The organism is Herbaspirillum sp. SJZ099 (assembly GCF_007828355.1).
Lineage (GTDB): Bacteria > Pseudomonadota > Gammaproteobacteria > Burkholderiales > Burkholderiaceae_D > Herbaspirillum.
In genome coordinates, this window is sequence record NZ_VIUO01000012.1 from 50,115 (window position 1) to 63,038 (window position 12,924).

The 12,924-nt window shown below is 66.5% G+C and carries 8 protein-coding genes; 5 read left to right on the forward strand and 3 right to left on the reverse strand.

What is annotated here, in order from left to right; translation table 11 throughout:
* Nucleotides 1-8 precede the first annotated feature (8 nt).
* Together FB597_RS18780 and FB597_RS18785 are read left to right on the forward strand one after the other, a co-directional pair.
* Nucleotides 9-5,051: an Hpt domain-containing protein gene (locus tag FB597_RS18780; protein WP_144770367.1), complete on the forward strand. Its 5,043-nt coding sequence runs from the start codon at nucleotides 9-11 to the stop codon at nucleotides 5,049-5,051.
* 272 nt (nucleotides 5,052-5,323) lie between these two features.
* Entirely contained in the window at nucleotides 5,324-6,247 is a 924-nt protein-coding gene (locus FB597_RS18785; protein WP_144770368.1) for a LysR family transcriptional regulator, read from the forward strand.
* 30 nt (nucleotides 6,248-6,277) lie between these two features.
* Here FB597_RS18785 and FB597_RS18790 read toward each other — a convergent pair whose 3' ends face one another.
* From FB597_RS18790 to FB597_RS18800, 3 genes are all read right to left on the reverse strand, one after another.
* A complete protein-coding gene (locus FB597_RS18790; RefSeq protein ID WP_144770369.1) occupies nucleotides 6,278-7,135 on the reverse strand; it encodes a sulfurtransferase in 858 nt (285 codons plus the stop codon).
* 38 nt (nucleotides 7,136-7,173) lie between these two features.
* Complete coding sequence (locus tag FB597_RS18795; RefSeq protein ID WP_141911422.1) at nucleotides 7,174-8,091, reverse strand: DMT family transporter; 918 nt, start codon at nucleotides 8,089-8,091, stop codon at nucleotides 7,174-7,176.
* Between the two features lie 292 nt (nucleotides 8,092-8,383).
* Nucleotides 8,384-9,502 (reverse strand): aromatic ring-hydroxylating dioxygenase subunit alpha, encoded by a 1,119-nt coding sequence (locus tag FB597_RS18800; protein WP_144770370.1) that lies wholly within the window; start codon nucleotides 9,500-9,502, stop codon nucleotides 8,384-8,386.
* A 267-nt stretch (nucleotides 9,503-9,769) separates the two neighbouring features.
* Between FB597_RS18800 and FB597_RS18805 the strand changes: the two genes are divergently transcribed.
* From FB597_RS18805 to dxs, 3 genes are all read left to right on the forward strand, one after another.
* The gene (locus FB597_RS18805; RefSeq protein ID WP_144770371.1) at nucleotides 9,770-10,030 is read left to right on the forward strand and encodes an exodeoxyribonuclease VII small subunit; all 261 of its coding nucleotides are present in this window, start codon (nucleotides 9,770-9,772) and stop codon (nucleotides 10,028-10,030) included.
* Nucleotides 10,030-10,962 carry a polyprenyl synthetase family protein gene (locus FB597_RS18810; RefSeq protein ID WP_144770372.1) on the forward strand — a complete coding sequence of 311 codons (933 nt, stop codon included), beginning with the start codon at nucleotides 10,030-10,032 and terminating at the stop codon, nucleotides 10,960-10,962. The genes FB597_RS18805 and FB597_RS18810 overlap by 1 nt, the downstream gene beginning before the upstream one ends.
* Nucleotides 10,963-11,054: 92 nt before the next feature.
* A complete protein-coding gene (gene dxs / locus FB597_RS18815; protein WP_144770373.1) occupies nucleotides 11,055-12,920 on the forward strand; it encodes a 1-deoxy-D-xylulose-5-phosphate synthase in 1,866 nt (621 codons plus the stop codon).
* Nucleotides 12,921-12,924 lie beyond the last annotated feature (4 nt).

Genomic DNA, 12,924 nt, shown 5'->3' on the forward strand with positions numbered 1-12,924 from the left:
AGGCCGCCATGGCCATCTCCGCTACCCCGGCTGCAAGGCCGCAGCCGCGCGCGCAGATCTCGGACAACCTGAGGATGCTGGCGGCGGCGCTGCATGAGGCGCTCGACCAGCTCATCGCCAATCTGGATGGCGCCCCCAGCCAGGCGCCGCCGGCACAGCAGGCAGCGCTTGCGGCCGCCGGCCTGTCCGAACTGATGCACGTGCTCGCCCTGGCCGGGGCCGATGCCGCGGCGCGGCTGATGGCCACGGCCCATGCGCGCCTGCTGCGCTGTGCCGGACAAGACCCATCCGCCTGGCCCCCCGCAGGCAGTACCCCGATCGTGCAGGCGCTGTGGAGCATGCACGATTATCTCGATGCCTTGTACGACAAGGGCGGCAGCAGCGATATCTGCGACTGGCCGTTGCTGACGGCCAGCCTGCGGCTGCAGCCTGCGCATGACGATGCGGCCGCAGACGCAGACGCAGACGTTGCCAAGCCCGCACCTCCCGGCAGCGACAGGGAACGCAGCGCGGCTTTTGCGCATGCCTTGGCTGAACTCGAAGCCGACCGCGGTGTCGACGCCGCCTTGGCTGCCGTGCGGGCGATGGCGGCCGCCTTGTCCGGCCTGCCCGAACTGGCGCCGGCGCAGGCATTCGTCGGCCGTATCGCCGCCGGCATCCAGCCGCTGGATGCGCACGCGCTGTCGGTGCTGTCATCGCTGGCCGCTTTGCTGGCGGCAACGACCGTCGATCCCTCCAGCCTTGCCGCGCGCACCGCCTTTGTCTCGCGCCGCATCGCCTTCCTGCAGGCCATGGCGGATGAACAGGCGCTCTATAAGCCGCGGCCGGGCGACGAGTCGCAACAGATGCTCAGGCTGATGCTGCTGGCAGCCGACTTGCTGGTCGCGTGGGACCGTTGCGTCGGCATTGGCGCCGCCGCCGGACGTATCGACGCCGCCTGGGAATGGTGCGAAATCGTATTGCGCGCAGGCGCGGTCAGCCGCAGGATCTGGCCGCGCCTGCGCGCGCCGGGCATGTCGGGTTTCCTGGACGCGTTGGGCCGCCTGGCGCTGGACCTGGCGATGTCGCAGCGGGCCGATGGCCGCGACCGCGAAGTGAGCAGTTGCCTGATCTTCTTCGACGAATGCCTGCGCCGCCGTCTCTACAGCGAAGAGGACTTCAGCGGGCAGGTCGATTGCATCATCGACCATCTTGCCATGCTCGCCCACGGGGATGTCGAGCCAGAACCCTTTCCCTGGTTCTCGCGCGAATTGCGCGCAGACATGGCGCGTCGCATGGACGGTGTGGTGGAGCGGAAAATACAAGGCAAGCTCGCCGGCATCGAGCAGGCGCTGGAGGCGTTGTGGTCGCCGGCCGGCCAGGGCCCGGCGCCGGTGCTCTCGGCGGCGGACATCGACATCGCTTTTGCCAAGATCGAGGGGCTGGCGGCACAACTGCGGTCGGCCGAGATACGCGAACTGGCCAGGACCTTGCGCGTCCAGGCCGCCGCCCGCTTGCCCGGTACCTTGCGCCTGCCTGCCGCCGGCGCGGACTTGCAGGCGCAGCGGCGCGGCGATGCATGGCGCGCGGCGCTGGTGCGCGACATCGCCCGCCTGGGGCAATTGCTTGAGCAGGCTTGCCGATCTCCTTTCAACCGCTGGGACAAACGCCAGGGCCGGGCGCTGGCGGCGCCGGCCGATCCGGCGCTGCTGGCCGACATCCGGCGCGCGCTCGACCAGGACGGCGACGCGCCTGTGCCGGCCGATGCGACGGCAGCGCCTGCCTCGGGCCATTTCGCGCAGGACGCCCTTGGCCAGTGGCAGCCGCAGGAGCGCGACCCGGAGATGATGGACGTATTCCTGACCGAGGCGCACCAGATGCTCGGCAGTTTGCGCGAGGAGCTGCCCAGGCTTGCAGATGGGCCCGCCGATCCGGAATTGCTGGCCAGCGTGCGCCGTTGCTTCCATACCTTCAAGGGCAGCGGGCGCATGGTCGGGCTGGCGGCGCTTGCCGATGCCGCGCATGCGGTGGAGACGCTGCTCAATGCCTGCCTCGCCCAAGCGCGCACGGCCGGGCGCGCCGTGCTGGCGCCGCCGGTACTGACGTTCCTGGAAAACAGCCGGCTGTTGCTGGAGGAATGGATCGGGGACCTCGCCACGCAAGGCGGCTCATGCCGCACCGCGCCGTCGCTGGTGGCCGCGGCCCTGGCCTTGCGCAATGGCGTGGCGGCAGCGCAGCCGCCGGAGCGCGAAAACCAAATTGTCCCCGCCTTGCGGCAAGCGCCGGCCGATACGGCGGCCGATAACCCGCCGGCAGCCGCTCCCGCCGTTGCCCGATCATCCGATGCAGTCAATGCCGCCACTGTCGATCCCCAGTTGCGCGACATCTATCTGAACGAGGCCCGCCAGTTGTTCAAGACCCTGCGCCAGCATGGCAGCAGTTGGCGCGCCAAGGCAAACAGCGGCCTGATTGCGCCGGCGCCGCCCTTGTTCATGCGCGCCGTCCATACCTTGCGCGGCTGCAGCGCCACGGCCGGGTTTGCCGGCATGCAGCAGTTGGCCGCCTTGCTGGATGACTTGCTGGAGCAGGTCAAGGCGGCGGCCGGCGGGCTCGACGGCGACCAGCTGGCGACCGTGGAGCGTGCCGTCGATGCCATGGAGGCCATGCAGGAGCAGTACCGGCAGGGCGACCTGCCGCCGGCGCCGGCGCGGGAGAGCGAAGCCTTGTCGGCACTGTTGCAGCATGTGCGCCAGCCGCGCGCTAATGCCGCGCCGGCAGCCGGCCCTTCCCCCGGTGCGGCGGCGGCCCCGCTCCCGCTTGCCGACGCGGCCGGCGAGTTGCGCGACGAAATCGACCACGACCTGCTGCCGGTCTTCCTGGAAGAGGGGCAGGATCTGCTGGCGGCGGTAGGCGAGGGATTGCAGCGCTTCCAGCGCGACGCTTCCGATCGCGCGGCCATTTCCGAATTGCAGCGGCCGCTGCATACCGTCAAGGGCAGCGCGCGCATGGCCGGCGCCTTGCGCCTGGGGCAACTGATGCATGAGCTGGAAAGCGGCGTGCAGCGCATGCTGCGCCAGCAAGACGGGCCGGATGCCGTGGCCGGCTTGCTGGTGCTGTACGACCAGGCGCTCAAGCAGTTCGAAGCCCTGGAGCAACTGGGCGCGCTGGGCGCCGTCGATGGCGCATCCGCGCCGCTGCAACGCTTGTCCGAAAGCGAACGCAAGCTGGCTTCGCCGCTGGTGCGCATCAAGGTCAGCGTGCTCGACAAGTTGCTCAACCAGGTCGGTGAAGTGTCCATCGCGCGCTCGCAGCTGGAAAACGAAGTCGATGCCTTGCATAAGGGCGCCCGCGAACTGGCGGAGAATATCGCCAAGTTGTCGGCCCAGTTGCGCGATGTGGAAATCCAGGCGGAGATCCAGATCGCGGCTTCCCATCATGCCGGCGGCGAGAGCGTGCGTTTCGACCCGCTGGAGCTGGATCGCTTCACCTACTTGCAGGAACTCACGCGCATGATGGCCGAGAGCGTCAACGATGCGGCGTCACTGCAAAAACAGCTGATCGATTCGGCCGGCAAGACGCAGGAAGGCTTGCGGCGGCAAGGGCGCCTCACGCGCGAGTTGCAGCAGGAGCTGATGTACACCCGCATGGTCAAGTTCAGGAGCCTGGAGCAGCGTTTGCAGCATCTGGTGCGGCAGTTGGGCAATGAAACCGGCAAGGCGCTGGCGCTGGACATCGGCGGCGGCGACGTCGAACTGGACCGCGGCATCCTGGAGCGGATGATCGGACCTTTCGAGCACTTGCTGCGCAATGCCGCCGTGCATGGCATCGAGGCCGGCGCCGAGCGCGCCGCGGCAGGCAAGCAGGTGGCCGGCCGGCTCAGCGTGCAGGCCGCGCAGGAGGGCAGCGAAGCCATCATCCGCATCGCCGACGACGGCCGCGGCCTCGACCTCGACCTGGCCGCGATCCGCCGCAAGGGCGCCGCGCAGGGGCTGATCGGCGCCGATGCCGCGCTGGACGACGCGCGGGTGAGCGAACTGATCTTCGAACCCGGTTTCACCACCGCATCGGCAGTGTCGTCCCTGGCCGGGCGCGGCGTGGGCATGGATGTCGTGCGCTCCGAAGTGACGGCGTTGGGCGGGCGCATCTCGGTGCAGTCGCAGGCCGGCGCGGGCACGCATTTCACGATCCATTTGCCGTTGTCGCTGGCCGTCAAGCAGGTCTGCCTGTTGCGGCAGGGAGAGCAGACCTATGCGATTCCATCGATGCTGGTCGACAAGGTGGTGCAGTTGCGCGGCAAGGAGATGCAGCAGGCGCTGGACACGGGGGCCCTGGCCGAAGGCGGGCGCATGGTGGCGCTGCATCCGCTGGAGCGGTTGCTCGACGAGCCGCGTGCCGACGGCCGCTTGCCGCAGGCGTCGAGCTATGCCTTGTTCGTCAAGGGCGGCAACGACCTGGTGGCGATTCTGGTGGACCAGGTCTTGGGCAACCGGGAAGTGGTCGCCAAGCCGCTTGGGCCGCAACTTGACACCCTGGTCGGCGTGGTCGGCGCCACCGTGCTGGGCAACGGCGAGATCGCCCTGATCATCAATCCACTGCTGCTGGCGCGCCGCACCGCAATCCGCCGGTCGCCAAGCCGCCAGGCCGAAGCCGTGCCGCGCCCCGAACAGAAGCTGGTGATGGTGGTCGACGACTCGCTCACGGTGCGCAAGGTGATGCAGCGCCTGCTGGCGCGCGAAGGCTATGCGGTGGCGACGGCCACCGACGGCTATGACGCCATCGCCCAGTTGCACGACCTGACGCCGGACATTTTCCTGGTCGATATCGAGATGCCGCGCATGGACGGCTATACTCTGGTGCGCCACCTGCGCGACAACGAGTCCACGCGCCACAAGCCCATCATCATGATCACTTCCCGCACCGGCGCCAAGCACCGCGAGCGCGCAATGGAGGTGGGGGTCAACCATTACATGGGCAAGCCTTACCAGGACGACAAGCTGCTGGAACTGATCCGGCACTTCACCGGCGATGCCGGCGCGCGGGGCGAAGACGACTTTCGCGACGTCTTGTATTGAGCGCGCGTTGGTGCGCTTCAGTGCGCTTTAGCGCGGATTGCCGTTACGCTTGCTCCCGCGCCGCATCGTCCAGCGGATGCCGATGCTGAAAACGAGGCCGAGCAGGCCGAGGAACAACAACAGGTCGTCAAGCACAATGGGTCCTTGGGAAAAGGGCCCGCATGGCGCGGGCGTTGTGGATGGCTTCACTGTATGCGTGCGCCGCCCGCCGCGCCAATATCAAATGGGGCGGGGCGCCATCTCAAAACGATATGGAGACTCTGGGAGGAGACATGATTTCATTTCGGCAGATCAGGTACTTCGTCGAAATCGTCGAAGCCGGCGGCTATACGCGCGCGGCGGAACGCCTGTTCATCGCCCAGTCGGCACTGAGCCGGCAGATCAAGGAATTGGAGGGGGATCTCGACGTGGTGCTGCTGCGGCGCGACGCCAAGCAGTTCGAGCTCACCGATGCCGGGCAGGATTTCTACGAGCGCAGCCGCAAGATCCTGCTCGATATCGACCGCGCCGTGGCCCAGGCGCGCACCATCGGCAAGGGCGAGCATGGCGCGTTGCGCCTGCTGCATTCCAGTTCGGTGCCGCTGTCGGCGCCGCTGGGGCCGACCCTGAACGCCGCGCTCAAGGCCTTTCCCGGCATTTCGCTGGAGATTTCGCAGGCGCCGTCCGAATACCAGGCGCGCGAAATCGACGAGGGCAGCGCCGACATCGGCCTGGCGCGCCTGCCCATCCTGCGCAAGCATCCCAACCTGGAGAGCACGGTGCTGTATCGCGAGCGGTTGGTGGCGGCGGTGCCGGCCACGCACCGGCTGGCGCAGCGCGACGAGGTGGAGATCTCGGAGTTGCGCGAAGAGCAGTTTGTTTCGGTGCCGCACCGCGACCGCGGCGGGTTGAGTTACCTGGTGGCCGAGCGCTGCATCGCGCACGGCTTCTATCCGCGCGTGGCGCGCGCCACTTCGCGCAAGAACTCGCTCCTGAGCCTGGTCAACGCCGGCTTCGGCATCGCCGTGGTGCCGCAGAGCATGGCCAGCATTTCGCTGGCGGCGGGCGTGAGCTTTCCGGCGGTCAAGGACGCCGATTTCTATTCGGAGGTCGCGCTGCTGCGGCGGCGCGATGCGCCGGCCATGGTGATGCAGTTCGTGCAGGCCTTCATCGGGGGCTTGAGGGCGGAGGGCTTGCAGGCGCCGCACGGGAACTGATGCGGCCGGCGCGGCGAGTCGGGAAGCGGTTCAGGCGCCGGTCGCGACCGGGCGCCTGGGGTCCGAACTCCATTCGCTCCAGGAGCCCGGATACAGGCGGGCGCCGCCCAGTCCGGCCACTTCCAGCGCCAGCAGGTTGTGGCAGGCCGTCACGCCCGAGCCGCACTGCATCACCGCGGCATGCGGATCGCCGATCACCGACAGCCATTCCTCGCGCAACCGGGCGGCATCCTTGAAGCTGCCATCGGCCTGCAGGTTGTCCTTGAAGAAACGGTTCCGGGCGCCAGGGATGTGGCCGCCGACCGCATCCATGGTTTCGTTCTCGCCGCGGAAGCGGTCCGGCGCGCGCGCATCCACGACCTGCAGCGTTTGCGATTTCAGATTCTCCACCAGCGCATGCGCATCGACCGTCTTGACGATCGAGGTCAGGTCCTGGACGTTGCCATGCGCGGCCGGCGGCGGCACTTCCGCGGTCAACTGTTCGCCGATGGCCTGCCAGGCGGACAGGCCGCCATCCAGCACCGCCACGTCGCTGTGGCCGATCCAGCGCAGCATCCACCATAGGCGCGCGGCGTACATGCCGCCGTGGGCGTCGTAGGCCACCACCTGGGTATCGTTGTTGATGCCCAGCGTGCGCATCGCCTCGACGAACCGCTGGCGGTCGGGCAGCGGATGGCGGCCGTGGAAGCGGCCCTCGGCATCGGTCTTGGGGCCGGACAGGATGTCGTCCAGATGGGCGAAGCGCGCCTGGGCGATGTGGCCGGCGGCATAGGCGTCGCGCCCGGCGTTCGGGTTGGCCAGGTCGTGGCGGCAATCGACGATGACCAGGTTCAGGTATTGCGCACGCGACTTCAGTTCGGCGGCGCTGATCAGGGTGTTGTAGGTCATGCGGTCTCTCCTGGTTGTCGGATTCGGATAATCGGGGTTCACACTTCGGTCGCGATGGGGTCGACCTTGGGCACGTTCTTGGCGGTGGTCTGGCTGCTGCGCTGGTTGCGGTAAGTGGCGAAGATGCCGCTGGCCAGGATGATGGCCATGCCGCTCCAGCCGACCCAGCCCGGCGCGTCGTTCCAGATGACTACCCCGAACAGGCTGGAAAACACGATGCCCGTATATTGCAGGTTGGCCGTCAGGAGCGTGTTGCCCAGGCGATAGGCGCGCGTCATGGCGATTTGCGCCAGCGTCGCCGTCAGGCCGATGGCCAACACCAGCAGCGCGCCGGTGGCCGAATGCGTGTGCAGCAACGGGATCTTGCCGGTAAACAGGCTGCCCGCCAATCCGGCCACCAAGCCGGTCAACGAGAAGTAGAACACCACGCGGTATTCGGGTTCCCCCAGCAGGCCCAGCTTGCGCACCTGCAGGTAGACCAGCGCCGAGAGCACGCCCGATACCAGCGCCACCATGCCGCCCAGCAACTGGTTGGCGTCGAGCGATGGGCGCATCAGCAGCGCCACGCCAATGAAACTCATCAGCACGGTGCCGGCCAGGCCCCATTCGAATTTCTTGGCGCCTTTCCACCAGTTGGCGGCGAACAGCATGGCCGCGATCCAGATCGAGGACATGTAGTTGAGCGTGGTGGCGGTGGCGATCGGCAGCAGGCTGAACGAATAGAACCACATCCACAGCGAGACTACGCCGACGCCGCCGCGGATCAGGTGATCCCTGGGAAAGGGCGTGCGGAAGGTGCCGCCGCGCACGAACACGATGCCGCAGATCACGGCCACGCCCACCAGCCCGCGGCACAGGACGATCTCAGCGGTGGTGTAGTAGTCGCCAGCCAGCTTGACGCACACCCCCATGATGGAAAACAGGAAAGAAGCGACGAGCATCCAGAGCGATTGCATGGCGGTGATGGTTGGTTGTGGATGGGGCGGTTTTTACGTTATCGGTGCGCGGCGCGGGGCGGCCGGTTGAAGGACTGCCGTCCCGCGCCCGCAAAAACAAAATCGGCAGCGCCGGACGAGTCCGATGCTGCCGATCCGATACTGCAACTGCAATCGAGGTTGGCGTTTTGGCAACCATGGCGGGGCAGCTGCGACAGTAAGGTTCGGTCTTGCCTGATCCCTGCCGCTGCGCCTGCATGTGCCGCCTCCCCTGGAGAGCCCGCGTCATGCGCGGGCATGTCTGTCTATTTATCTATTCTTGCGCGCCTGCCGGCACCTCGAGCTGGGTGCGGTACCACTCGTGGAAGTGCTGCATGCCGTCTTCCATCGGCGACTGGTAGGGGCCGACTTCGCTGGTGCCGCGATCCAGCAGTATACGCCGGCCTGCATCCATGCGCAGGGCGATCTCGTCGTCCTCGATGCAGGTCTCCATGTAGGCGGCGCGTTCGGCCTCCACCATCTCGCGTTCGAACAGGGCGATCTCTTCCGGATAGTAGAACTCGACCACATTGGTGGTCTTCTGCGGGCCGTTGGGCCACAGCGTCGACACCACCAGCACATGCGGATACCACTCGACCATGATGTTGGGATAGAGCGTGAGCCAGATCGCGCCGTACTTGGGCGGCGTGCCATTGCCGAACTTGAGCAGCTTTTCCTGCCACTTGGCGTAGGTCGGCGAGCCGGATCTGGCCAGGCCGTGGTTCACCCCCACGGTCTGGACGCTGTAGTCGCGGCCGAATTCCCATGTCAGGTCGTCGCAGCTGACGAAGTTGCCCAGGCCCGGATGGAAGGGCTCGACGTGGTAATCCTCAAGGTAGACCTCGATGAAGGTCTTCCAGTTGTAATCGCACTGGTGGACTTCGGTGTGGTCGTACAGGTAGCCCGAGAAATCCAGGTCGCGGGCCACGCCAAGGTGCTTCAACTGCTGCGCCACATTGGCGCCGTTGGCCTCGAACAGCAGGCCGTTCCAGTTCTGCAGCGGCGTCTTGGACAGGTTCAGGCAGGGCGTTTCGCCAAAATGCGGAGCACCGATCAGCTCGCCCTTGAGGTCATAGGTCCAACGGTGCAGCGGGCACACGATATTGCGCGCATTGCCGCGGCCGTCCAGCATCTTGGCCTGGCGGTGGCGGCATACGTTGGATACCAGCTCGATGCCGTGCGCGTTGCGCACCAGCATGCGGCCTTCGTTTTCCCAAGGCAACGTGGCGTAGTCGCCGGTTTCCGGCACCATCAGCTCATGGCCGACGTAGCGTGGTCCTTGCTGGAATAAGGTGTGGAGTTCCCGCTGGTAAAGCGGCTCGTCGAAGTAGACGTTGACCGGAAGTTGCGCGTTTGAGCGCGCCAATTTGGCAAAAGTAGCAAGATCGGACATTTCCGCCCCCAAATTAATTTGCACCAACCTAAGGAAGAAAATCCGCAAAAACCTGTGTTCAAATAATATGAAGAGGAAATTTTGGACAGAACCGGGGATTATACCTCAAAACCCCCATAAGGTTCCCGGTTTTGAGGTCATTTAGACAGCATTTCGGCTGAGTTCGCGCTGTTGAACCTGCCGTGCCGCTGCAATTCCTATGTTGAATTGATTTTGGAACCGGCGGTTTGTTCTAAAATAGCAGGTTAGATTTTCAAATGGGTCGATATGCCAAGAACCTCAGCCACTGCCGCCGCCAATGCGCCCGCGTCCTTTGAGCAAGCCATGCAAGAGCTGGAGCAGCTCGTGGCGCAGATGGAAGCCGGTGAACTGCCGCTGGAAGCTTCGGTGGCCGCCTACAAGCGCGGCTCGGAGCTGGTGAAGTTCTGCGCGGCCCAACTGGACAAGGTCGACAGCCAGGTCAAGGTGCTCGAAGGCGAGATGCTCAAGCCCTTCAGCGCCGAGCCCAATACCGACGAGGAGGATTGATGACAGCGCGCCTGGGAGCCTTCTTGTCTTTCCTCGATTGGATGCAGCAAGTGCAGGCCGGCATGGAAACCGTGCTCGACCGCTTCCTGCCGCCGCTGTCGGTGGTGCCGGCGCGCCTGCATGAGGCCATGCGCTATACCGCGCTGGACGGCGGCAAGCGCGTGCGCCCGCTGCTGGTATACGCCGCCGGCGACGTGTTCGATACGCCGCTGCCGCTGCTGGAGCGCGCCGCCGCCGCGGTCGAGATGATCCACGTCTATTCGCTGGTGCATGACGACATGCCCTGCATGGACGACGACGCCCTGCGCCGCGGCAAGCCCACCGTCCACATCCAGTACGATGAGGCCACCGCGCTGCTGGTGGGCGATGCCTTGCAGGCGCAAGCCTTCGACACGCTGTCGGCGCCGCTGGAGGCCGAGCTGGGCGTCGCCGACGCCGGCATGCCGGCGCGCCAGCTGCGCATGTTGAACCTGCTGGCGCAGGCCGCCGGTTCGGTCGGCATGTGCGGCGGCCAGGCGATCGACCTGGCCAGCGTCGGCATGACGCTGTCGCTGTCCGAGCTGGAACAGATGCATCGCCTCAAGACCGGGGCCCTGCTGCGCGCGGCGGTGCTGCTGGGCGCGCTGGGCGGCAAGGCGCTGACGGCCGGGGAGAGCGCGGCGCTGGACGACTACGCGCGCGCCATCGGCCTGGCGTTCCAGGTGGTCGACGACATCCTCGACGCCACTGCCGACTCGGCCACGCTGGGCAAGACCGCCGGCAAGGACGCGGCCGACAACAAGCCGACCTATGTCTCGATCCTCGGCCTGGGCGAATCGCAGGCGCTGGCCGAAAAGCTGCGCGGCAACGCGCACCAGGCGCTGGCGCCGTTCGGCGACAAGGCGCGCCGCCTGCGCGAACTGGCCGACCTGATCGTGCAACGTAAGGCATGAGGCCGACCGCGCAGCCATCGCATTCGTGCATGGGCGCACGGTCTTCAGACCCAATCAAACGGTAACAACGGTAACAACGGTAACAACACAGTATGCTGCTCAATACCATCAACGACCCGGCCGACCTGCGCCGCCTGTCCCGCCCCCAACTCAAGCCGCTGGCCGAGGAGTTGCGCGGTTTCGTGCTGGACTCGGTGTCCAAGACCGGCGGCCACCTGTCGTCCAACCTCGGTACGGTGGAGCTGACCATCGCGCTGCATTACGTGTTCAACACGCCGCAAGACCGCATCGTGTGGGATGTCGGCCACCAGACCTATCCGCACAAGATCCTCACCGGCCGCCGCGACCGCATGTCAACGCTGCGCCAGCAGGACGGCATCTCCGGTTTCCCGCGCCGCGCGGAAAGCGACTACGACACCTTCGGCACCGCGCATTCGTCGACCTCGATCTCGGCGGCGCTGGGCATGGCCCTGGCCGCCAGGACGCAGGGTTCGGACCGTCATTCCATCGCCGTCATCGGCGACGGCGCGATGACCGCCGGCATGGCCTTCGAGGCGCTCAACAATGCCGGCGTCCATGACGACATCAACCTGCTGGTGATCCTCAACGACAACGACATGTCGATCTCGCCGCCGGTGGGCGCGCTCAACCGCTACCTGGCGCGCCTGATGTCGGGCAAGTTCTACGCCCGTGCGCGCGACATGGGCAAATCGGTGCTGCCGGCGCCGATGCTGGAACTGGCCAAGCGCCTGGAAGAGCATGCCAAGGGCATGATCGTGCCGGCCACCATGTTCGAGGAATTCGGCTTCAACTACATCGGCCCCATCGATGGCCACGACCTCGACTCGCTGATCCCCACGCTGCAGAACCTGAAGAACCTCAAGGGGCCGCAGTTCCTGCACGTGGTCACCAAGAAAGGCCAGGGTTACAAGCTGGCCGAGGCTGACCCGGTGCTGTACCACGGCCCCGGCAAGTTCAACCCCAGCGAAGGCATCAAGCCCAGCGCCGGCGGCAAGCTGACCTATACGCAAGTGTTCGGCGACTGGCTGTGCGACATGGCCGCGGCCGACGACAAGCTGGTCGGCATCACGCCGGCCATGCGCGAAGGCTCGGGCATGGTGGGCTTCGAAAAGAAATTCCCCGAACGCTACTACGACGTCGGCATCGCCGAGCAGCACGCGGTGACCTTCGCCGCCGGCATGGCCTGCGAGGGCATGAAGCCGGTGGTGGCGATCTATTCGACCTTCCTGCAGCGCGCCTACGACCAGTTGATCCATGACGTGGCGCTGCAGAACCTGGACGTGACCTTCGCGCTGGACCGCGCCGGCCTGGTCGGCGCCGACGGCGCCACGCACGCCGGCAACTACGACCTGGCCTTCCTGCGCTGTATCCCGAACATGGCGGTGCTGGCCGCGTCCGACGAGGACGAATGCCGCAAGATGCTGTCCACCGCCTACCAGCACAACGGCCCGGCCGCGGTGCGTTACCCGCGCGGCGCAGGCATTGGCGCCGCCGTGAAAAAGACATTGGATGTGCTGCCCTGGGGCAAGGGCGAAGTCCGCCGCGAGGGCAAGGGCATTGCCATCCTGGCTTTCGGCACCATGGTCGCGCCGGCCCTGGGCGCGGGCGACAAGCTCAACGCCACGGTCGCCAACATGCGCTTCATCAAGCCGCTGGACGTGGAGCTGGTCAAGCAACTGGCCGCCACCCACGAAGCGCTGGTGACGGTGGAAGAGGGCTGCATCATGGGCGGCGCCGGCGCCGCCGTGTCCGAAGCGCTGGCCGCCGCCGGCATCTCCAGGCCGGTGCTGCACCTGGGCTTGCCCGACCGCTTCATCGACCACGGCGATGCCGGCCAATTGCTGGCGCAATGCGGGTTGGATGCCTCCGGCATCGCCCAGTCCATCGTGCAGCGTTTCGGCAAGGACCAGCCGAGGCTGGTGGTCAGCAACGGCTGATTGA